The organism is Rhodococcus sp. H-CA8f, assembly GCF_002501585.1.
Lineage (GTDB): Bacteria > Actinomycetota > Actinomycetes > Mycobacteriales > Mycobacteriaceae > Rhodococcus_F > Rhodococcus_F erythropolis.
Map to the genome: position 1 here is coordinate 5,991,571 of NZ_CP023720.1, position 22,000 is coordinate 6,013,570.

15 protein-coding genes are annotated in these 22,000 nt (G+C 63.3%); 5 read left to right on the top strand and 10 right to left on the bottom strand.

The genetic code is table 11. The features are described 5' to 3' along the window. Positions 1–2: 2 nt before the first annotated feature. Positions 3–1,184 carry a thiolase family protein gene (locus tag CPI83_RS27860; RefSeq protein ID WP_007731825.1) on the bottom strand — a complete coding sequence of 394 codons (1,182 nt, stop codon included), beginning with the start codon at positions 1,182–1,184 and terminating at the stop codon, positions 3–5. A 90-nt stretch (positions 1,185–1,274) separates the two neighbouring features. After that, positions 1,275–2,696, bottom strand: a complete 1,422-nt coding sequence (locus CPI83_RS27865; protein ID WP_097388044.1) for an amino acid permease — start codon at positions 2,694–2,696, stop codon at positions 1,275–1,277. A gap of 171 nt (positions 2,697–2,867) precedes the next feature. On the opposite strand from CPI83_RS27865, the gene CPI83_RS27870 reads away from it, so the two are divergent. After that, complete coding sequence (locus CPI83_RS27870; protein ID WP_097388045.1) at positions 2,868–4,361, top strand: PucR family transcriptional regulator; 1,494 nt, start codon at positions 2,868–2,870, stop codon at positions 4,359–4,361. Positions 4,362–4,463: 102 nt separating this feature from the next. On the opposite strand, the gene CPI83_RS27875 is transcribed toward CPI83_RS27870, so the two are convergent. After that, complete coding sequence (locus CPI83_RS27875; RefSeq protein WP_097388046.1) at positions 4,464–6,026, bottom strand: SpoIID/LytB domain-containing protein; 1,563 nt, start codon at positions 6,024–6,026, stop codon at positions 4,464–4,466. A 331-nt stretch (positions 6,027–6,357) separates the two neighbouring features. Between CPI83_RS27875 and CPI83_RS27880 the strand changes: the two genes are divergently transcribed. Further along, positions 6,358–8,379, top strand: coding sequence for an N-acetylmuramoyl-L-alanine amidase (locus CPI83_RS27880; RefSeq protein ID WP_097388047.1), 2,022 nt, complete (start codon positions 6,358–6,360; stop codon positions 8,377–8,379). A gap of 37 nt (positions 8,380–8,416) precedes the next feature. Here the strand turns inward: CPI83_RS27880 and CPI83_RS27885 are convergent, their stop codons facing one another. Genes CPI83_RS27885 through CPI83_RS27895 form a run of 3 tightly spaced genes read right to left on the bottom strand, consistent with a single transcriptional unit; the run spans position 8,417 to position 10,785 of the window. Further along, on the bottom strand, positions 8,417–9,238 hold the full coding sequence (locus CPI83_RS27885; RefSeq protein WP_024488043.1) for a Cof-type HAD-IIB family hydrolase: 822 nt from the start codon (positions 9,236–9,238) through the stop codon (positions 8,417–8,419). A gap of 53 nt (positions 9,239–9,291) precedes the next feature. Then, positions 9,292–10,026 carry a lysophospholipid acyltransferase family protein gene (locus CPI83_RS27890; protein WP_020905758.1) on the bottom strand — a complete coding sequence of 245 codons (735 nt, stop codon included), beginning with the start codon at positions 10,024–10,026 and terminating at the stop codon, positions 9,292–9,294. A 3-nt stretch (positions 10,027–10,029) separates the two neighbouring features. Beyond that, positions 10,030–10,785: a lysophospholipid acyltransferase family protein gene (locus tag CPI83_RS27895; RefSeq protein ID WP_020905757.1), complete on the bottom strand. Its 756-nt coding sequence runs from the start codon at positions 10,783–10,785 to the stop codon at positions 10,030–10,032. Between the two features lie 93 nt (positions 10,786–10,878). Here CPI83_RS27895 and CPI83_RS27900 point away from each other — a divergent pair, with 93 nt between their 5' ends. Continuing rightward, entirely contained in the window at positions 10,879–11,718 is an 840-nt protein-coding gene (locus CPI83_RS27900) for a hypothetical protein (RefSeq protein ID WP_097388048.1), read from the top strand. Positions 11,719–11,728: 10 nt separating this feature from the next. Here CPI83_RS27900 and CPI83_RS27905 read toward each other — a convergent pair whose 3' ends face one another. The 4 genes from CPI83_RS27905 to CPI83_RS27920 all read right to left on the bottom strand — a co-directional run bounded on the left by CPI83_RS27905 (position 11,729) and on the right by CPI83_RS27920 (position 20,466). After that, a complete protein-coding gene (locus CPI83_RS27905; RefSeq protein ID WP_097388268.1) occupies positions 11,729–14,920 on the bottom strand; it encodes an Ig-like domain-containing protein in 3,192 nt (1,063 codons plus the stop codon). A gap of 251 nt (positions 14,921–15,171) precedes the next feature. Then, entirely contained in the window at positions 15,172–18,387 is a 3,216-nt protein-coding gene (locus tag CPI83_RS27910) for an Ig-like domain-containing protein (protein WP_097388269.1), read from the bottom strand. Positions 18,388–18,751: 364 nt separating this feature from the next. Continuing rightward, entirely contained in the window at positions 18,752–20,005 is a 1,254-nt protein-coding gene (gene serS, locus CPI83_RS27915) for a serine--tRNA ligase (RefSeq protein ID WP_003945400.1), read from the bottom strand. A 65-nt stretch (positions 20,006–20,070) separates the two neighbouring features. Further along, on the bottom strand, positions 20,071–20,466 hold the full coding sequence (locus CPI83_RS27920; protein WP_003945404.1) for an ankyrin repeat domain-containing protein: 396 nt from the start codon (positions 20,464–20,466) through the stop codon (positions 20,071–20,073). A gap of 82 nt (positions 20,467–20,548) precedes the next feature. Here CPI83_RS27920 and CPI83_RS27925 point away from each other — a divergent pair, with 82 nt between their 5' ends. Together CPI83_RS27925 and CPI83_RS27930 are read left to right on the top strand one after the other, a co-directional pair. After that, positions 20,549–21,643 carry a septum formation family protein gene (locus CPI83_RS27925; RefSeq protein WP_198586328.1) on the top strand — a complete coding sequence of 365 codons (1,095 nt, stop codon included), beginning with the start codon at positions 20,549–20,551 and terminating at the stop codon, positions 21,641–21,643. A gap of 3 nt (positions 21,644–21,646) precedes the next feature. Then, on the top strand, positions 21,647–21,997 hold the full coding sequence (locus tag CPI83_RS27930; RefSeq protein ID WP_007736028.1) for a metallopeptidase family protein: 351 nt from the start codon (positions 21,647–21,649) through the stop codon (positions 21,995–21,997). Positions 21,998–22,000: the final 3 nt, after the last annotated feature.

Consider the following 22,000-nt stretch of genomic DNA (forward strand, 5'->3'; position numbering starts at 1 on the left):
GATCAGACCCGCTTCAGCAGGGCAGCGAGTGCCTGACCGCCGCCGATGCACATGGTGACGATGCCGAATTCGAGGTCGCGACGGACCATGTCGCGTGCCGCGCGCAGCGTGAGGATGGCTCCGGTAGCGCCGACCGGGTGTCCGAGGGCGATTGCTCCGCCGTACGGGTTGGTCTTCTCCGGATCCAGGCCACTGTCACGGATGACGGCGATGGCCTGCGAAGCAAAGGCCTCGTTGACCTCGGCGGTGCCGATGTCGGACGGCTTCAATCCTGTTTGCGCAAAAAGCTTTTCGAGAGCGAGCACGGGAGCGTAGCCCATCAGGCCGGGCTCCATGGCTGCCGTCGTGACGGTTTCGAGCGTGACCAGTCCGGTGAGGCCGCGCTTGGCTGCCTCGGTGCCCGTCGCGAGGACGAGGGCGCCGGCGCCGTCGTTGATGCCCGACGCGTTGCCGGCGGTGACGGATCCGCCCTCTTCGAATGCGGGGCGCAGCTTGGCGAGGGTTTCGACAGTGGTTCCGGGCTTGGGGTGCTCGTCTTCGGTGACGGTGACGGAGCGCCGACCACCGGTCTCGACGGGAGTGATCTCCTCGGCGAATGCTGCCTTGGCTGCGTCGGTAGCAGCGCGGCGCTGAGATTCCACGGCGAACTCGTCCTGCTGCTCGCGGCTGACGCCGTACTTGCGGGCGACGGCTTCGGCGGTGCGGCCCATATGAGCCTTGCTGAACGGGTCGGTGAGCATGGCGACGGTGCCGTCGACGAGGCTGCGATCGCCGAGCTTGTAGCCCGAGCGGGCGGCGAAGTCGTAGAACGGCATGCGGGACATGCTCTCGTCGCCGCCGGCGAGGGTGATGGCAGCTGCGCCCCAGCGCATCTGCATCGCCGCCGACCACACGGCCTGCAGGCCGCTGCCACAGAGGCGGTTGACGGTGTAGGCGGGAACGTTCTCGGGCAGTCCGGCGGCGATGCCCACGCGGCGTGCGTTGTAGGCGTCTGGGCCGACCTGGCCGATGCAGCCCATGACGACCTCGTCGATGTCTTCGGGTGCAACGCCGGCGCGGCTCAGCGCGGCCTTGGCTGCTGCGGCACCCAGCTCGTGTGCGGGTACGTCCTTGAAGACGCCGCCGAAGCTACCGACGGGGGTCCTGGCCCCGTCGACGATGACGATCGGTTCGGGTGTGGTCATGATTGTCCCCATCTGCTGTGCTCACGTCGATTTCTCTGTCCGTGGCCGATACTAGGACATCTAAGTATCTCGCAGATGGGGACGTTGGTGTCAGGGTGTGGGAGCGCTCTCGGACACGGGTACAACCTCGGCGTCGGCGCCTTCGGCGTCCTCGGTCTCTTTGTGGTTCCGGTATCGGTAGATCCCGATGCCCACGAGGATCGCTGCGAGCCCCAGGGACACGATCATCTGACTGCGCGTCGAGTCCAGGGTGAGCATGCCGATGCAGAGCGCGATGATGGCGGCGATCGTCGCGTAGGTCAGGTACGGGAAGAACCACATCTTGAGTTCCAGTTCCTGGCCCGAAGCTTCGAGCTTGCGGCGGGTGCGCAGCTGAGACACCGAGATGACGAGCCAGACGAACAGCGCGATCGCACCGGAGGAGTTGACCAGGAACAGGAAGACCTTGTCCGGGGAGAGGTAGTTCATGCCGACGGTCAGGAAGCCGACGATCGTCGAGACCAGGACAGCGCGCATCGGGACGCCGGTCTTCTCGATACGTGAGAGCGACTTGGGGGCGTCGCCGCGGCCGGCGAGAGAGAAGATCATGCGGCTCGCGGTGTAGAGACCGGAGTTGAGGCAGGACAGAACCGACGTGAGGACGACGACGTCCATGATGTTGCCCGCGGCCGGAATGCCGTAGGAGTCCATGACGGCGACGTACGGGCTGAGCGCGACCGATGCGCTGTCCCAGGGAAGCAGAGTGACGACCACCGCGATCGAGCCGATGTAGAAGATGAGAATTCGCCAGACGACGGACTTGACGGCAGCGCGAACAGCTTCGAGCGGGTTGGCCGATTCACCGGCGGCGATGGTGGCGATTTCGGCGCCGAAGAACGAGAACACGACCACAAGGACTGCGGCGAGCATGGCTCCTGTTCCGTTCGGCAGGAAACCGCCGTGACCGGTCAGGTTGGTCATTCCCGGTGCTTCGACGCCGGGCATCCATCCGCAGATCGCCACGATGCCCATGCCGAGGAACGCGATGATGGCGACGACCTTGATGGAAGCGAACCAGAACTCGAACTCGCCGAACGACTTGACCGAGATGATGTTGGTCAGCGTCAGCACGATCATCAGAATCAGAGCCCAGGTCCACTGGGGAACGCCGGGAACCCAACGATTCATGATGAGGGCACCGGCGGTGGCCTCGATGCCGAGCACGATGATCCAGAACCACGCGTACAGCCAGCCGATCGAGAAGCCCGCCCAGCGGCCGATGGCCTTGTCGGCGTACGACGAGAACGAGCCGGTTTCCGGCGACGCTGCCGACATCTCGCCGAGCATGCGCATCACGAGGATGACGACTACGCCGGCCAACGCGTAGGAAACCAGGACACCCGGTCCCGTCTCCTGGATCGCCACACCGGAGCCGACGAACAGTCCGGCGCCGATGACGCCCGCGATCGCAATCATCGACAGATGCCGCTTCTTCAGCGTGTGCTGAAGTGCCGGCTGGTCTGTACTGGACATCAGTACTCCTTGTGGGCTGTTCGGGAGGGTGGATCTCGGTGACGCTCTTCTGGAGCGCATTTTCGATAGCGCCAGTGTCGGACCTTCGGCAAGCTCGCGTCAGGCTCCACTTTGTACAAACGTGACCGCAGGCACTACAAAGTGGCGAGTCCGAGGTGTCAGACTGGACCCATGCCCATCACGCTCCGCCAGCTTTGTGCGACCGAACAGTTCGGCCTTCGCGTCCTGGCGGGGCACGATCAGCTCGATCGCACCCTGACCTGGGCACATGTCTCCGAACTTCCCGACCCGACGCCCTTCCTCGACGGCGGCGAACTACTACTCATCACCGGGGTGTCGCTACCGACGACGGCCGCGGAAACGACCCGTTTCGTACGCACCCTGGTGGCGGCCGGAATTGCCGGAATCGGTTTCGGAACCGGCCTCGGATACGAGCAGGCGCCGCAGACTCTGGTGGATGCGGCCACCCGTTTCAGTGTGCCCCTACTCGACGTCCCATTGCGAACACCTTTCATCGCCCTGACCAAAGCGGTGTCGAAGGCGCAATCCGACGACGACATGAAAGCGCTGCGCAGCAACTACCAGAGCCTGCGGCGACTGCTTCAAGCTGCAGTGACGGTCAACGGCACCCGGGCAGTCGTACGACGGGTGGCGGAATTGATCGGCGGATGGGCGGCCCTGCTGGACTCGGCCGGCCATACCGTCGAGATCTCACACACCGCTGCTGCCGCAGGAATCGAGCGAACGGCTCCCGAGCGCGACGCCCGCCCGATGGAAGTCAGTTTCCTCACGAGTGAGAACGAGGACGTCATCTCGCACCCTTTGATGACGTCGAGGGGAAAGCTGATGGGGTATCTCGTCGCCGGCTGCCCCGGCGCCGTCGGCTCTCTGAATCAGGGCATCGTCATCGCCGCCGCGTCTCTGCTCACGTTGATGACGGCTCGAACCCGAGATGCGCAGTTGACGATGAACCACTTGTGTACCGTGGCGATGCATCAGCTGTTCGAAGGACAGAATGCGCTCGCCCGCAACATCTCCGGGGAACTGTGGGGAGGATTTCCGGTCGAACCTTTCCAGGTCTTCCACGTAGCGGGCCCGAGTGGCCTGCTCGAGAGCGTGTCCGTCTCACTGCTCGACGGTCTCAGCCGCGATCTGGCGTTCGGCATCACCGACGGAGCGTTGATCGCCGTCGTCTCGGCTACCGACAGCGGGCGAATCCTCGCCCGTGTCAACGAAATCGACGTAACCGTCGGCGTGTCGGACATGCTGTGGTGGGACGATCTCTCGCGCGCCAGACGCCAAGCCGCGCAGGCAGCAGCCGAGGCCGGCGCCCGCAACCTGCCTTCGATGCGGTTCGCCGAACTCTCGGAGAGCGGATTGTCCGCGTTTCTCGATCAGGATCGCTCGACGGCATTCGCGGCGGCACACTTGCGCCCGCTTCTGGAAGCGAAGGGCGGTAGCGATCTCTACCGAACCTTGGCCATGTGGTTGGCACACAACGGTGTGGGCGACGCCGCAGCCACAGCGCTGAATATTCATCGGCATACGTTGCGCAGCAGACTCGCTCGGATCGAGAGCCTTCTCCAACTGGACCTCGGCTCCCCCACGGAACGTGCGGAGTTGTGGCTCGAGTACCGCTTGCTCGGCGACGCTCCGACCATCTGACCGACAACCAATGAGCCCTGAACGACCTGAAGGGCCTCCGCCGGGTTACGGCAGAGACCCTTCAGAGTCGATACGTGCGAGTCGCTACCGACCGACCTTCCCCTAGCTTCCGCCCGTCGGTATCCACTCGCGGAGCACGTTGGCATCAACTACCTGCGCACCCAAAACCTTTGTCCAGATGATGGTTCCGTTTTCGTAGACACGGAAAGTGCCTGCTTCGGAGGGCAACTGCATCTCCGGGCCGGCAGGAGCACCGAGAGAGCCGCTTTCACCGCCGAGCTCCCGATACTTCTTCTCGATCTGCGTCTCCGTAACCGTACCCGATGGATCGCCGGATGGCGAATTGGATTCCGGCACTGTCGATTCCGAATCCGGTGCCACTACCACACCAGCGCCGTCGCCGACGGTAAACCAGTCCGATTTCAGGCCGAGTTTCTGACGGAACTGCATTCCGGTGGCGCCAACAGTTGCATCTGTTCCGACCACCTCGACTGCCGTCACTCGCCCGCCGTCGGTACCGAATCCGTTGCGCGAGAGAATCTTGAGCGATTGGAGCTCGCCCACATCGAAGGCGTCCGCAATCTCACCCGCGGTCAGATTCACTGTCCAGTCGTGATTGGGCGAAAGGGCGTCACCGAGATCCTCGACGGCCGGGAATTCACCGCCGGAGCTGTAACCTCCTGTGGACGAAGAGAATTCGGTGGCAACGATCTTGCCGTCACGCGACAGAACGGCGCCGGCGGTGGACCGAACGGCTTCAGTGGTCCGGGGATCTTCCTTGCCAGCTCCGCCGTAGACCTGGCAGTCCTGAGTGTCGCACGTGTCGGCGTACGAGCTGCGATGCTCGGTCGCAGCGTACGAGCGCGCCGCCACGGCTTGCGCCCGTAGTGCTTCGGCCCCACCGGAATCGGCCCATTCGGCTTTCGCCTCGACCGGCACCACGCCGAGCAGGTAGTCCTCCATGTCGAGGAGATTGACCGTCCGAGCCGAGCCGTTGTCGAGCACTACGCCGAGGGCGCCGCGATAGGGCGCGTCGTTGTTGCACAGCTTCAGGAACTGGTCGGCGGGTCGATCGGGACTGAGATCCACAGGATCCACCCACGGATGCTCGGTGACCGCTTCCCAGACAACCCCGCCACCACACCCGCTGGTGACAACCACCTGCGCACCGCCACCGGGCAGTGCAGTGAGATGGGCAGCCTCGCCCGGCGCGGTGCGCTGACCGTTGACCACGAGGCCGGCGTCGGAGTAGACGTCGAGCGTCGAGTTGTCCTGGGCTGTGAGCCGCACACTCATCTGGGCGGGCGGCAAGGAGTCCAGGACGGTTCCGCCGTAGTAGTGACTGAGGATTCGCTCGCCGGACCAGCCGTCGTTCTTGGCGTAGCCGTAAGCGCCCCACTGCCCCATTCCGCGGCCGTGTCCGTTGCCATGACCGGAGAGCGTGAATTGTGTATCGGCGGCGACGGCGTGCAGGATCGACGGCTCGTCAGCGCGGATTTGCGTGAAACCTCCGATCGCGACGCCGAGCGCAAGAGCCGGAACGAGACCGAGGACCGAGACCCGCATCAGCGAGGTTCGCCTCCCGGGTCCGCCCACCAGAAAGCGACCTGCGCGACCGGACACAGGCTTCTTACCTGCAGTTCCGCTTCTTCCGCTACTCGCCATCAATGCTCTCCTCATCGCTACCGGCCCCACGAGTCCGCGAAGTCGGTACTTCGCGCGCAGGCCAGTCCACAACGATTTAACTAAAGTCTCACCCTAAGGTTGAGCGTTATGGACTTTTGTGACTAGTGTGGCAAGAGTGTTTGGAGTTAGCAACACCAGTCACACGAGTCACATCAGCATCACGAGTTGCAGACGTACGCGTCCGAAAACTGGAGTTCAACCCCAGAACATGGCATCCGACCTGCTCGGATCCGGTTTTGAAGGATTCCGTTCACGGCCGTCATCGGCCATGAAGTTCGCTCGCAAGTAACTACAACCGAGGAGTAATCCCTTGCCACACCGTCGACCGAAGCCCTCGCTCGTACTCGGGGCTGTAGCCGCAGTGGCTGTCGCAAGTCCTTTTGCGGTCTACGGCTTCACGAGCACTACGTCCGATGTACGTTCCGCGAACGAAACGACGTCAGTAGCAGTGCCGACCCAGATCGCAGAGGTGCTCCTCGCGTCGGTGCCCGACATCATCATTCCGGTCAAGGAGCTGACCGGTCTCGATCTCCCCGACATCAACCTGGGCGATCTCAGAAACCTCAAGCTCCCGACCGAAATCCCGCTACCTCCAGGGATCACGTTGCCGACCGAGCTCTTCCCGGCACCCGCTGCTCCCGGGGCCCCGACCGAAACCGCTCCGGTTCCCTCCGAGGAAGAGCCAGGTGCCGTGGTCAAGGAAGTCACCCGCGACACTCCGTTCAGCATGGTCGCGTTGACCTCGGACACGCTCGCCTCGGCGCAGTCCAAGGTCCGCGCCCTGGCCGAGGACGGCACCTGGGGTCCGTGGTTCACCCCTGACGCCATCGACTCCGCCAGTTCGGATCAGGCCACCAACGCCGGTACCGCCACCGAACCTGTCTTCGTCGGCGCCACCAAGTCCATCCAGATCCTCACCCCGCAGGGTGTCGCTGCCCCCGCGGCCGAAGCTGTGCCGGCTCCGGAAGCCACACCCGCACCTGTCGAAGCACCTGCTGAAGCGCCTGTGCCTGCCGAAGCGCCGGCCGAAGCGCCGGCCGAAGCACCTGTGCCTGCGGAAGCACCCGCAGCCACCGGCGAACTCGGGTACACCCCGGCTTCGGTGTCCAAGCCGCTTCGCCAGGCGACGACGGCAGCAGATACCGTTACCGCAGTGTTGATCGATCCGGGTACCAGCGACGCGGACAGCAATCTGCAGGCAGTCGCGGCACCGCTCGGCGGCAGTGGACCCTCCGTCATCACCCGCGCACAGTGGGGAGCCGACGAGTCACTTCGCTGCGACTCCCCCACGTACGACGACTTCACCGGTGGAGCAACCGTTCACCACACCGCGGGCAGCAACAACTACACCAAGGAAGAATCGGCCGGCATCGTCCGCTCTATCTACGCCTACCACGCACGGACTCTCGGCTGGTGCGACGTCGGATACAACGTCCTCGTCGACAAGTACGGTCAGACCTTCGAAGGCCGCGCAGGCGGACTCGACAAAGCAGTTCAGGGCGCGCACGCCGGCGGCTTCAACGAGAACACCACCGGTATCGCGATGATGGGTGACTACTCCACCGTCGAGCCTTCGCAGGCGACGCTCAATGCCGTCGGCAAGTTCCTCGGTTGGAAGCTCGGCCTGGCCGGCCTCGACCCGAAGGGTCGAACGACGATGTACTCCGAGGGCACGGAGTTCACTCCGTACCCGCAGGGCGCAGCAGTGGATCTGCCGATCATCTTCGCCCACCGCGACGTCGGAAACACGGCTTGCCCTGGTGATGCCGCATACGCACACATGAACGACATCCGGAACATCGCGGCCGCGAATATCGGGGGATCGTTGAACCCGTCGAACCCCTCCAATCCGTCGACGCCTGCGCCCAAGCCGACCACTCCGGTCGACACGGTCACCGGTGGCACCGGATCGTCGATCCCGGATCTGGTCACCCAGATTCTGAAGATCACCGACAATTCACCGCTCGCGCAGAAGTGGATCGCCGAAGGTGGTGACCTCGGACGCCTCGGCCAGGCGCTGTCCGGAATCCTGCAGGCGAAGCTCGGCAACCAGGGTGCGTTGTTCCAGAACGGCGCTGTCTACACCTCACCCAACGGCGGAGTGTTCACCGTGCTCGGCGAGATCTTCAAGTCGTGGCAGAGCTTCGGTTCCGACGCGGGTGAACTCGGATTGCCGATCTCGGACGAATACTCGATCCCGGACGGCCTGCGCAGCGACTTCGAGAACGGTTCGCTGATCTTCAACCAGATCACCGGCATGGTCACGAAGGTCCTCAAGACCTACAACGAGACCTTTGCCCAGGAAATGGCCAACAGCGCGCCTGTCGGCTGACACTCGAGCAGTACACGTCCTCGGGCGCTGGTGGGTTCTACGACCACCAGCGCTCGAGGACTTTTGCGACCCCGTGCGCCGAATTGGTGTCGGTGACCTCGTCGGCTGCGGCTTTGGCTTCGGGGTGAGCGTTGCCCATGGCAACGCCGAGGCGTGCCATCCCCAGCATCGGGATGTCGTTGGGCATGTCCCCGAAGGCAACCAGACCCGACAGGTCGAAGCCGAACCTTTCAGCGGCGGCAACCAGGCCGGACGCCTTCGTGATTCCCGGCGCCGAGAGTTCGATCAGTCCGTTCTCGGTGGAGTACGTCATGTCGGCGAGCGCACCGACGTGCGGGGCGAGCGTGTCGTACATCGCCGTGCTGGTCATGCCTGGACGGCGAATCAGGAGTTTGACGGCCGGCGCCGCAAGCACTTCGTCCTCGGACATCTCGGTGTTGTCCGGGTTGAGCCAGGCGTGTTCGTAATCTGGTGAGCTGACGAACTGTGGGGTGGCGGCGTCGTGTGCGCTCTCCCCCACCCGTTCCGCGGCCAATCCCGACCCGGGAAGTGCAACCAGAGCCAACTCGGAGAGTTCGGTGAGTGCGTCGACCGACAAGGTCGCGGCGCTGAGGACGCGGTCGGCGTAGCTGTCGTAGACAACGGCTCCATTGGCGCAGACGGCGAGTGGCGCGTATCCCAAACCTTCGACGACTGGCGAAATCCATCGCGGAGGACGCCCGGTTGCCAGCAGGAACGGCGTGCCGGATTCGACGACGGCATGCACGGCGGCGCGGGTGCGGGCACTGACCAACTCGTCGTGATCGATGAGGGTGCCGTCGACATCGGTCGCAACCAAGGTTGGGCGGTCAGGGCTGATACGACGGTCTGGGCTCACACCGCCATTGTGCCTGCCCGGTACGACGGTCTCGCTCAGCGCGCCCGCTTCGCGCGCTCCTGGGCATCCATGGCCGCGGCTTCCGCCGGCGTCGGCGCGCCACCGCCGAGTCGGCGAGGCACCCAGTACGCCCCGGGCTCGTGCACGAACCCGTCCTGAACGTGGCGCAGGATTGCATCCATCTCGATGCGCAGGATCTCGCTGAGCGCTTCGGCGGGTTCGACCGGATCGATCGGTGCACCCACCTCCACCGAGATCGGGAAATGATTGCGGCCCAGATTTTTCGGTCCGCCCTTGGTGACGATCCGCTGGGCGCCCCAGACGATCAGCGGAATTATCGGCACGCCGGCGTCGATGGCCATCCGAGCTGCTCCGGATTTCATTTCCTTGATCTCGAAGCTCCGGCTGATCGTCGCTTCCGGGTAGACGCCCACCAATTCGCCACGCTTGAGGGCGTCGACTCCGGCTCGATACGCCTGCGCTCCGGCGGAGCGGTCCACTTCGATGACGCCGCATCCACGCATGAGGAAGCCGAGGACCTTGTTGTCCGCCAGCTCAGCCTTGGCCATCACTCTGAGCTTGCGTTTCGCGGTGCCGACCGCCAGGGCCGCCGGTATGAAATCGAGGTAACTCGTGTGGTTGATCGCGATGACGGCACCGCCGGACACCGGGACGTGTTCCGTCCCGGTGCGGGTGACTTTCACGCCCTGGAAACCGCTCAGACCACGCGCGACTACCTCGACGGCGGTGTAAACGGGTTCGAAGGACATGGGTCAGCCTTCGGACTTCCGCGCCTCACGTGCTTTGGCTTTCGCCTCGGCCTCGTCGGCATCCATCTTGTCGGCCTGCTCGAGCGTCGGCGCGCTGCCACCGAGGCGGGCCGGTACCCAGTACTCGCCGGCGGGATGGTCGTAGTCCTTCTGCAGATCGAGCAGCAACTCCTGCATCGTCGACCGTAGCTTCGCCGTCAGCTCACTCGCCGGTTCGAAGGGTGCAATCGGCTCGCCGACGGCAATGGAGATGGGAGTGTTGGTGCGGCCCAACCGCTTCGGATAACCCTTCGTCCACACGCGCTGAGCGCCCCAGATGACGACGGGAACGATCGGGACGCCCGCCTCGATCGCCATCCGGGCGGCGCCGGACTTGAATTCCTTGATCTCGAAGCTCCGACTGATCGTCGCTTCGGGGTACACGCCCACCAATTCACCGCGCTTCAGGAAATCTACGGCCGCCTTATAGGAGTCGGCGCCCGCGCCGCGGTCGACCGGGATGTGCTTGAGGGCCCGCATGATCGGTCCGGAGATCTTGTTGTCGAAGACCTCCTTCTTCGCCATGAACCGGATGTAGCGCTTGGGGGTCCGCGCCGGCAGTCCCGCATACGTGAAGTCCATGTATCCGGTGTGGTTGATCGCGATCACGGCGCCACCGGACGCCGGGATGTTCTGCTCTCCCTTGACGGAGAACTTCAGGCCCTCGAAAGCGAAGACGGTACGGGCGATGCCGATGACTGTTCTGTAAACGGGATCCACAGTTCGCTAGCGTAGACGGGAATCCGTGATCTGACCCGCAGCAGTTATGGGGTGGATGTTGGTCAGAATGTCGCAAAAGGGGCGTAAGAACGAATGAAGTCGGCAGGACGAGCGGCAGTGGGGGCAGTCGCACTCGCCATGACGTTGGCGATAACCGCATGTGAGGACGACGGACGGACAGGAATCCTGACGGACGAACCGTCTCCGCCTACGACGGAAACCACGACGACAACCACTCTCGCGCCCACGACCACCACTGCGCCCGCCACGCCGGTCGCGCCACCTCCGGTTGGTGACGTGCCCGGTAATCCGGCTGCTGCGCCGGCCTTGGCGGCCTGGGCAACGGACCTGGTGTCTTTGGACGTCGACGCGCTCACGAACGCATGCTGGACGATGCCGCCCACAACAATTGCCGACCGATACTCGGATGTGCCCGCCATCTTGACGGCCATCGCCGCGCCAGGTGTCGACGGCCAGTACGCGGTCACCTGGAGTGGCGGCGGACTCTCCGTCGCCGCCAAACGCTCGGAGATCGCTTCCGGCTATGCGTGCCCGTTCGTCTTCCCTGCGGGGCAATCCAACTTCTACACCCCGGCCGACGCTTCCCATGCCGTCGTCCGGTTTCTCTCACGCGCCACGGGACGGCCGGTCAACACCCGCGACGTCGAGACGTTCTATCCGCTGATCTGCCCAGGCAACAGCCCCTGGGATCCGGACGGCACCGGCGCCACCGGCCAGCCGCCGCTCAAGCTCGATCCGAATCAACTGGCCGGTATCAAGTCTTTTGATGCCGCCGCCGCAACAGTCACCCCGGTTCGCGGCGACTACCTCCGTGTCACCCTGCCCGTCACTGACGGGATCGGTAACTCACGCCCGATGCAGTTCACCCTGTCGATCGGCCCCGAGGGATACTGCCTCGGGGCCGCGACCTGAACTGTTCCGGTCAGGAACCGAAGGGAAGGAAATCGCTCGAGCCAGCGCTGCCTGAACCGAGGCTGCCCGTGCCACCGCCGGTTGCAGCCTTGATCTGAATTGCGTGGGCCGCCGAGGTGGAGCCTGTGAATCCGGCTGCGCCGCTGTAGATTGCCGAAATCGAATGCGCGCCGGTTGTGGTGAAGGTGTGGTTCAGCGCCGCGATCCCGTTGACCACTGGCACAGCGTCACCGATCGGGGTGTCCCCATCCATGAACTGCACCGTTCCACCGTTCTGCACCGAACTGACAGTCGCCGACAGGGTCACCGACTTGTTCACCACACCATCGGCAGGCACCGTCACCACAGTCTCCGTGGTGACATCCGAAGGCGCAGGGTCCGTCACATTCACCGTCCGCGCCTGGGCCGAGGACCCGACTACACCGGCTCCTCCCGAGTAAACCGCCGTGATGCTATGCGCACCCGCAGAGGTAAACGTATGCGACAGACCAGCAGCGCCGGCCGTAACCGGTTCAGGACCGCCGATCGCGACGCCACCGTCGTAGAACTGCACGGTTCCGACGCCGACAGCGTCATCCGACGACGTTCGGACTGTTGCCCACAAGTCGGTCGCCACACCAGTTTTGGCATCGGTGGGGATATTCAGTTCGACGACGGATTCCTGGTCGGCAACACTCACCTGAACTGACTTCGCACTCGCAACCGAGTTCTTGAATCCGGAACCAGCGGTGAAGTCCGCGGTAATGCTCTGAGCACCAGCAGCATCGAAGATGTGCGAGAGCGTCGCGGTCCCACCGGACACCGTGACCGGTGAACCAATGGCCGTGCCGTTCGACTTGAACTGCACCGAACCCACCGCATTGTTCGGAGCAACCGTCGCAGTCAGATCAACCGCCGCGCCCGTGATCGCCGTCGCCGGAACCGAGAGCGACGTCGTCGTCTCCACATCGATGGGAGCCGGATCGGACACCGTCACCGTCTGGGCCGATGCCGAGGAGCTGACGAAGCCTGCACCGGCGGTGAAGTCCGCCGTAACGCTCTGAGCGCCAGCGGCATCGAAGGAATGCGACAGCGTCGCGGTTCCACCGGAAACCGTCACCGGCGAACCGATCGCAGTGCCGTTCGACTTGAACTGCACCGTACCGACAGCGTTGTTCGGAGCCACCGTTGCCGTCAGATCAACCGCCGCACCCGTGATCGCCGTAGCCGGAACCGACAACGACGTCGTCGTCTCGACATCCACCGGAGCCGGATCAGAGACCGTCACCGTCTGAGCAGATGCCGACGAACTCGCAAACCCTGCACCAGCGGTGAAGTCCGCCGTAACACTCTGAGCACCAGCAACATCGAACGAATGCGACAGCGTCGCAACACCCGCGGAGACTGCCACCGGAGTGCCGATCGCAGTGCCGTTCGACTTGAACTGCACCGTACCGACAGCGTTGTTCGGAGCCACCGTTGCCGTCAGATCAACCGCCGTACCCGTGATCGCCGTCGCCGGAACCGACAACGACGTCGTCGTCTCGACATCCACCGGAGCCGGATCAGAGACCGTCACCGTCTGAGCCGACGCCGACGAACTGACAAACCCTGCACCGGCGGTGAAATCCGCCGTAACACTCTGAGCGCCAGCAGCATCGAACGAATGCGACAGCGTCGCAGTCCCACCGGACACCGTGACCGGGGAGCCGATCGCCGTGCCGTTCGACTTGAACTGCACCGAACCCACCGCATTGTTCGGAGCAACCGTCGCAGTCAGATCAACCGCGCTGCCCGTGATCGCAGCAGCCGGAACTTGAAGCGTTGTAGTCGTACTCAGCGCGGAGCTCGAGATCTCGATGGTCTGAGCTTGCGCGGTCGAACCACCAAAACCGGCAGTGCCCGAGTAGACCGCAGTGATCGAGTGCGATCCCGTCGTAGTGAACGTGTGATCCAGGGTCGCCGCTCCGGCAGTCACCGCGATCGGTCCGCCGATGTCTGTGCCACCGTCCTTGAACTGGACCGTTCCGCCGTCAGTTGCCGGAGAGATGTTTGCGGTCAGCGCGACCGAGGTCTGCTCGACGGCGCTGCTCGGAACTGTCAGCGCCGTGGTCGTCTGTACATCGGCAGCAGCCACGCTCACTGTGCGCGCCGGTGACGTTGAGGTCAGGAACTCGAGAACTCCGTCGTACACAGCGGTGATGGAGTGATCTCCCGCCGCGGTGAATGTATGTGGCAGTGTGGCAACGCCATTGACGACGGCCACCGGGGCGCCGATGTCAGTCCCGCCATCCTTGAACTGAACGGTGCCGCCTGTCGGCGCCGGGGAGACCTGCGCAATCAAATCCGTCGATTGACCGATCGTTGCCGACGCGCCGGACGTCACTGCGGTCGTGGTCGCCACCTGCGAGACGACGTTGACGGTGGCCAATGCCTGACCACCCGCATTCAATCCCGCGCTGCGTGAGTCATGCGGAGAGCAGTTGTACCTCTCCCAGTATGCGACGGTGAAGACGTCCTTCTCGCGCTGCAAGAAGGTGAAGGCATTTTTCGGAGAATCAAAGGATCCCGAATTGCCATCCGTCACCCTTAACTTCGGCTGCACAGTGCTACCCGCACCACCCGCAATCACCGTCACATCGATCGCCGGCAACCGGAAAGTCTTTCCAGCCTCCGCGCCGATTCCGCCATCATCGTTCTTACTTGTACTCGGACCGTTTCCACCACCGCCATTGGAGTCAGCAGTCTGATTGTTCCCCGAAATACGCAAGTGAGTGCCCGCAGCATCCGGCGAACCACCGTCGTCGATTCGAATTACCGAGGGCGCCGCACCCGACAAATTCGACGACGTACCCGCCACTACCTGAGCATCGACCAACGACACCCCCGCAGGAATGTCGAAGTCGTACTTCATCCGTGTCCACCTGATCGCCGAACGCCCCGCATGACCACTCGTGGGAACAGTCATCGCACCTGGCTGGACTCGGTAGGTGAACGTCGACCCCGCCGCGACCTTCTCCGGAGCCGAGATGGTCACGCCCGTGGAGTGGAATTCGTCGGAGATGCTGCCCAAGCCAGGGTGCTCGTAACCATCGCAACCCAGTTTGAACCCGATCGTGTTCTCCACCGCGGGAGATGACGTCGGAGCAGCCGAAGCAACACCACCTGCCACCAGCACGCCACCGACCAACGCCGCCACCACAACCGCGGAACTTCTTCTCACCAACACGAACTCTCCTCAGCTAGCAACAGACGTGGATCGGGAACCGCACGGAAGGAGGTCACTCGAACAGAGCGGAAATCAGAATGGAGCTGGACGCTCGTACAGTACCCGTCGAAAGTAGTACTTGTATCAGTTATTTCAGACAAATATTCACGAATTGCCGATAGTTCTGCTAACGACCAATCATCGATTCGCGAAGAGCGATGCCCCTTGCACCCGTCGGGCGCAAGGGGCATCACCTCATCGGAGAATCAGGACCCGAACGGCAGCGACAACGATCCGAGCGAACCGAAGTCACCGCCCCCGTTACCGACGTTCACAACCGATGCAGTCGACGTGGAACCCGTGACGCCCTGGGCTCCGCTGTAGACCGCGGTGATCGAATGGTTGCCGGTCGTGGTGAAGGTGTGACTCAACACAGCCTGCCCACCGACAACATCGACGGCCGTTCCGATCGGAGTCGTTCCATCGAAGAACTGGACGGTTCCCGACGTCGCGCCGGAAGAACTGACCACAGCCTTCAGCTGCACCGACGTGCCGACCTTTGCCGAAGACGGAGCCGTCAACGACGTAGAGCTTTCGACATCCGACGGGGTCGGAACCGTGACATTGACGTCGACGGATTCCGCGGTGGACGACGTGAACACGCCGGAGCCACTGAATACAGCCGAGACTACAAAGGTGCCTTCTGCTCCGAACACGTGCGGCAGCTTGGCAACTCCGTCAACAACCGCGACCGGGGCACCCTGATCGACTCCACCGATCTTGAACTGAACCGTTCCGCCGGACGGCACCAGAGCGTCCGAGGGATCTTCGGACACTGTCGCGAAGAGATCAACAGGCAGTCCGACCTTGGCTTCACCCTGAACGCTCAGAACCGTCTTCGTCGCCTTGTCGACCGGAGCCGGATCGGACACCGTCACCGTCTGAGCCGACGCCGACGAACTGACAAACCCTGCACCAGCGGTGAAGTCAGCCGTAACGCTCTGTGCACCAGCAGCATCGAACGCGTGGCTCAATGTCGCAACACCCGACGTGACCGTCACCGGCGAACCAATGGCCGTGCCGTTCGACTTGAACTGCACCGTACCGACAGCGTTGTTCGGAGCCACCGTTGCGGTCAGATCAACCGCGCTGCCCGTGATCGCCGTAGCCGGAACCGACAGCGACGTCGTGGTCTCGACATCGACCGGAGCCGGATCGGACACCGTCACCGTCTGAGCCGACGCCGACGAACTGACAAACCCTGCACCAGCGGTGAAGTCCGCCGTAACACTCTGAGCGCCAGCAGCATCGAACGAATGGCTCAATGTCGCAACACCCGCGGAGACTGCCACCGGTGAACCAATGGCCGTGCCGTTCGACTTGAACTGCACCGTACCGACAGCATTGTTCGGAGCAACGGTTGCAGTCAGATCAACAGCCGTACCCGTGATCGCCGTCGCGGGAACCGAGAGCGACGTCGTGGTCTCGACATCGACCGGAGCCGGATCGGAGACCGTCACCGTCTGAGCGGACGCCGAGGAGCTGACGAACCCTGCACCGGCGGTGAAGTCCGCCGTAACGCTCTGAGCGCCAGCAGCATCGAAGGAATGCGAGAGCGTCGCAGTCCCACCGGACACCGTGACCGGGGAACCGATCGCCGCACCGTTCGACTTGAACTGCACCGTACCGACAGCGTTGTTCGGAGCAACGGTTGCCGTCAGATCAACCGCCGTACCCGTGATCGCCGTAGCGGGAACCGAGAGCGACGTCGTGGTCTCCACATCGACCGGAGCCGGATCAGAGACCGTCACCGTCTGAGCCGATGCCGACGAGCTGACAAACCCTGCACCGGCAGTGAAGTCAGCGGTAACACTTTGTGCACCAGCAGCATCGAACGCGTGGCTCAATGTCGCAACACCCGACGTGACCGTCACCGGCGAACCAATGGCCGTGCCGTTCGACTTGAACTGCACCGTACCGACAGCATTGTTCGGAGCCACCGTTGCCGTCAGATCAACCGCCGTACCCGTGATCGCCGTAGCCGGAACCGACAGCGACGTCGTGGTCTCCACATCGACCGGAGCCGGATCCGAAACGGTCACCGTCTGAGCCGACGCCGACGAGCTGACAAACCCTGCACCGGCAGTGAAGTCAGCGGTAACACTTTGTGCACCAGCAGCATCGAAGGAATGCGACAGCGTCGCAACACCCGCGGAGACTGCCACCGGCGAACCAATGGCCGTGCCGTTCGACTTGAACTGCACCGTACCGACAGCGTTGTTCGGAGCCACCGTTGCGGTCAGATCAACCGCAGTACCCGTGATCGCCGTAGCCGGAACCGACAGCGACGTCGTGGTCTCGACATCGACCGGAGCCGGATCCGAAACGGTCACCGTCTGAGCCGACGCCGACGAGCTGACAAACCCTGCACCGGCAGTGAAGTCAGCGGTAACACTTTGTGCACCAGCAGCATCGAAGGAATGCGACAGCGTCGCAACACCCGCGGAGACTGCCACCGGCGAACCAATGGCCGTGCCGTTCGACTTGAACTGCACCGTACCGACAGCGTTGTTCGGAGCAACCGTTGCGGTCAGATCAACCGCCGTACCCGTGATCGCCGTCGCCGGAACCGAGAGCGACGTCGTGGTCTCGACATCGACCGGAGCCGAAGCAATGCTGATGGTCGCGAGCGGACCCGCGCCGGCATTGAGCGGTGTGGTGTCCTTGTTCTCGCGGGGCGAGCAACGGGTCGGCGCCCACTGTGTACCAAGGAAACTCGCCTTTGCGAGCTGAGTGCTGAAGTTTTCGCTGGCACCGAGGTTGCCGGCCGTACCCGCGGTCCTCACCTTCGGTTGGATCACTCCCGTCGCACCAGCGACCATTGTCACGTCGACTGCGGGAAGCCGGAACCAGGTGTCTCCGTTGCCGTTTGTCGAGCCATCGAGGTTCTTCTTGGACTTCGGTACTCGAATACCTCCCTCCGAGTTGGTACTCGTCGTCGGACTGTTGCCGATCACCTGGTTGTTTCCGGACAGCCGAAGGATCCCGCCGCTACCGTCGACGTTGCCAGAGTCGTTGACCCTGAGAACGTTCGGTGCGACGCTGTCGAGTCCAACCGAGGTGCCCGCGACGACGGCCGCGGAAACGAACGTCGCGTTGGCCGGGATTGCGTAGTCGACCTTGAGACGTGACAGGTTCGTAGTCGTCGCGCCGGAATCCTTGTCCGGATACGACGTTCCGCTCGGCTGAATTCGGTAGGTGAAAGTCTCGCCGGGTTGGACAGAAGCGGGTGCGTCGACCGTGATGAGGTTGTCGGTGACCTTGTGGACGTCTCCGATGATGGAGCCTGCGACACACGCTGTTTTGAAACCGGTGGTCGAGATCGCGGCGGATGCGGGCGTGCCGATCAGCAGCATCCCCGCGACCATGGCGGTTCCGGTTATGGGCACGGCGAATCGCCGCAACTGAGAGATTTGGGGCATGGGCACTTCCTTCGGAAGGGCAAACATAAGCAGTGGATTCGGACAAAACGTGTGCGCGCCGTCACAACATAACGAAAAAACTAGTACGTGTACTACTTTTGGCAAGACACTTGTCCAATTCACCCCGGACTCACCCTCACATCACCTGACGGGGGATGGAAAAGCAGGGTATGGAAGCCCGATTGAACGCAAAACTAACGCCAAAGCGGTCTATCGACAACGCTTTTGGTGGTCAACTCGTCAATCGGCGGGAAAAATTTGATATTCCGCCAGTTCGGAAAAAGTTCCAAACCTACCAGTACGAAAGTACGAATCAGGGCCGCGACGGAGTCCGTCGCGGCCCTGATGGTGTTGGTTCAGCGTGTCAGCGAAGCACATCCGTGCCGACAAACGGCACCAATGCCTCGGGCACTCGCACCGAGCCGTCGGCCTGCTGATGGTTCTCGAGAATCGACACGATCCAGCGCGTCGTTGCCAGGGTGCCGTTGAGAGTGGCAGCCGTCTGCGGCTTGCCGTTCTCGTCGCGGTACCGAACTCCGAGGCGGCGGGCCTGGAAAGTCGTGCAGTTGGACGTCGATGTCAGCTCGCGGTAGGTGCCCTGCGTCGGAACCCATGCCTCGCAGTCGAATTTACGCGCAGCCGAAGAACCGAGATCTCCGCCGGCGACGTCGATCACGCGGTACGGAACGTCGATGGCCGCCAACATGTCTCGCTCCCAGCCGAGGAGACGCTGGTGTTCGGCGTCGGCATCCTCGGGACGGCAGTACGTGAACATCTCGACCTTGTCGAACTGATGGACACGGATGATGCCGCGGGTGTCCTTGCCGTAGCTTCCGGCCTCGCGGCGGAAGCACGACGACCAACCGGCGTAGCGCTTCGGGCCTTCGTTCAGTTCGAGGATCTCGCCCGAGTGGTAGCCGGCCATGGGTACCTCGGAAGTTCCGACAAGGTACAGGTCGTCATCCTGCAAGTGGTAGATCTCGTCCGAGTGAGCACCGAGGAAGCCGGTACCCGCCATGATTTCCGGGCGTACGAGCACCGGCGGAATCATCATCGTGAATCCGTTGGCGATCGCCTTCTGCGCCGCCAACTGCAGCAGTCCGAGCTGGAGCATGGCTCCGTAGCCGGTCATGAAGTAGAAGCGCGAACCCGAAACCTTGGCGCCGCGTTCCATGTCGATCAGGCCGAGCGACTCACCCAGCTCGAGGTGATCCTTCGGCTCGAAGTCGAACTTCGGAATCTCACCGACGTGTTCGAGCACGATGTAATCGTCCTCGCCGCCGGCCGGCGCACCTTCTTGTACGACGTTGGAAATCGCGCGGTGTGCGGAGTCGAGCGCGGCCTGCGCCTCGTGCTGCGCGGCCTCGGCTTCCTTGACCTTGGCCGCCAGTTCCTTGGAACCCTCGAGCAGCGCGGGACGCTCCTCCGGAGATGCCTGTCCGACCTTCTTGCCGAAGGCCTTCTGCTCTGCGCGGAGGTTGTCTCCGGTCAGAACGGCAGCGCGTCGGGACGCGTCGGCTTCGAGCAGAGCGTCGACCAGTCCTGGATCTTCTCCACGGGTGCGCTGCGACTCGCGGACGATTTCGGGGTTCTCACGGAGAAACTTGAGGTCAATCACGACTTCGAACTTTACCCACTCACCGCAGCTCGCCGACGGTCACGTCCACGTCGGAGAGGGGGAGATCACGATTCGAGCAGACTCAGGTAGTCCTCGCGTCCGAACATCCGAGCCGCGTCGACGGCCGTCGGGTGTCCGCCTTTCGGGTCGGCTCCCCCGCTCACCAGCGCTTTCACCACCGCATCCTCGCCCTTGAAGACGGCTCCGGCGAGGGGTGTCTGGTTCTTGTCGTTGGGCCGGTTGACGTCGGCGCCGCGCTCGATCAAGGCAACGACGGCGTCAGCGTGACCGTGATACGCCGCCAACATGACGAGCGTGTCGCCACTCTCGTTGGTCAGATTGACGGGAACTCCAGCATCGACGTACGACGCCAGCCCGGCCGCGTCGCCGGTTCGTGCCATGTCGAAGAGCCGGCCCGCCAGCTCGACAGCCTCGGGATCGAGTGGGGTGTTTTCGCTCATGACTACAAAATACTCACAGACGCGTTTGTGAGTTTTGTAGTGAAGGTTCGATATCGCCACGGCAACAGGCATGATGGAATCGATGTCCGAAGACAAGATCGAGAAGTCGCCAGATCCGGCAGATCCCCAGGGGACGCCGGCGAAGAAAACTGTCTCAGCGAGTCGCACCCGTCGGGTCCTGGCTGCCGTGGCGGTAGGTGCGGTGGTCGCCGCGATCGCAACGATCGCGATTTCCGGTGGATTGAACAAGGACGACTCGTCCTCGGTCAGTGTCAGTGGTGGCGGTCCGGCAGCGACGGGATCTACTCGCGACGACGCCTTCACCGCGGCTGCGGCCGGCGACTGCCTCAACTGGACGCCTGCGACCGAGTCGGGCGGGGACCGCACGGACATGTCAAAGGTTCAGTGCGGAACTGAACACCGCTTCGAGGTTGCCGGACCACTCGACCTGTCGGTGTTCCCCGGCGCCGAGTTCGGCCCCGGTTCCCGGTACCCGGGCGCCCTTCGATTCGCCGAACTCCGCGACGAGCACTGCACACCCATCGTCATGTCCTACCTCGATTCGAAGTTCGATCCCGAGGGCAAGTTCAGCGTCGGCCTGATGTTCCCGAGCGAATCGGGTTGGGCTTCGGGCGAGCGCGCACTGCGTTGCGGCTTGCAGTTCTCGACCACGACCGGCGAACTACAACCGTTCGTGGGCCGCGTGGCGGACCAGGACCAGTCGAACGTGTGGGACGTCGGCACGTGCATCGGCATCAACCAGAACCTCCCGACCGATCCGGTCGATTGCGCGAAACCGCATGCATACGAGGTTATTTCGGTGATCGACCTCGGCACTCAGTTCCCGGGCGCAATGCCGTCGGTCGAAGATCAGGACCGTTACCTCGAGGGCGTCTGCACTCAGGCGTCCAACGAGTACCTTGGTTCCGCAGACGCGCTTCGCGACAAGACGCTGACGCTGTTCTGGGACAACATTTCACTGGAAAGCTGGTTGGCCGGTAGCCGCCGAGTCAATTGTTCGATCGGCAAAGAGGTCGAAACCGGCGGGTTTGCCGCGATCACCGGAAGCGCCAAGGGCGAAATCCTGATCAACGGCGCCGCTCCGGTCCCGCCACCCGCTGCACCGGAAGGTCGGTCGCTGCCGACGCCGTTGCCCGGCGCAGCTCCGCCGTCGTAAGCCATGACGGTGACTATGACGCCCGACCGGTTCGAGGAACTGGTCGGCGAGGCGCTCGATCTGATTCCGCCCGAACTTGCCAAGGCCATCGACAACGTCGTGGTGCTTGTCGAAGCACGTGACGAGGAAGAACCGGGGCTGCTCGGTTTGTATCAGGGCGTCGCTCTGACCGAGCGGGATTCTCATTACGGTGGGTACCTGCCGGACACGGTCACTATTTTCCGCGATTCGATACTCGACATCTGTGCATCCGAGGACGAGGTTGTTCACGAGGTTGCCGTGACCGTCATCCACGAGATCGCGCACTACTTCGGTATCGAAGAAGACAGATTGCACGAACTCGGCTGGGGCTGAGGG

Excerpts from the sequence above, each read along its gene's own strand:
- CPI83_RS27860 (WP_007731825.1), bottom strand. The coding sequence starts at position 1,184 with ATGACCACACCCGAACCGATCGTCATCGTCGACGGGGCCAGGACCCCC.
- CPI83_RS27930 (WP_007736028.1), top strand. The coding sequence starts at position 21,647 with ATGACGGTGACTATGACGCCCGACCGGTTCGAGGAACTGGTCGGCGAG.
- CPI83_RS27900 (WP_097388048.1), top strand. The coding sequence starts at position 10,879 with ATGAAGTCGGCAGGACGAGCGGCAGTGGGGGCAGTCGCACTCGCCATG.
- CPI83_RS27870 (WP_097388045.1), top strand. The coding sequence starts at position 2,868 with ATGCCCATCACGCTCCGCCAGCTTTGTGCGACCGAACAGTTCGGCCTT.
- CPI83_RS27920 (WP_003945404.1), bottom strand. The coding sequence starts at position 20,466 with ATGAGCGAAAACACCCCACTCGATCCCGAGGCTGTCGAGCTGGCGGGC.
- CPI83_RS27865 (WP_097388044.1), bottom strand. The coding sequence starts at position 2,696 with ATGTCCAGTACAGACCAGCCGGCACTTCAGCACACGCTGAAGAAGCGG.
- CPI83_RS27925 (WP_198586328.1), top strand. The coding sequence starts at position 20,549 with ATGTCCGAAGACAAGATCGAGAAGTCGCCAGATCCGGCAGATCCCCAG.
- CPI83_RS27910 (WP_097388269.1), bottom strand. The coding sequence starts at position 18,387 with ATGCCCCAAATCTCTCAGTTGCGGCGATTCGCCGTGCCCATAACCGGA.
- CPI83_RS27890 (WP_020905758.1), bottom strand. The coding sequence starts at position 10,026 with ATGTCCTTCGAACCCGTTTACACCGCCGTCGAGGTAGTCGCGCGTGGT.
- CPI83_RS27875 (WP_097388046.1), bottom strand. The coding sequence starts at position 6,026 with ATGGCGAGTAGCGGAAGAAGCGGAACTGCAGGTAAGAAGCCTGTGTCC.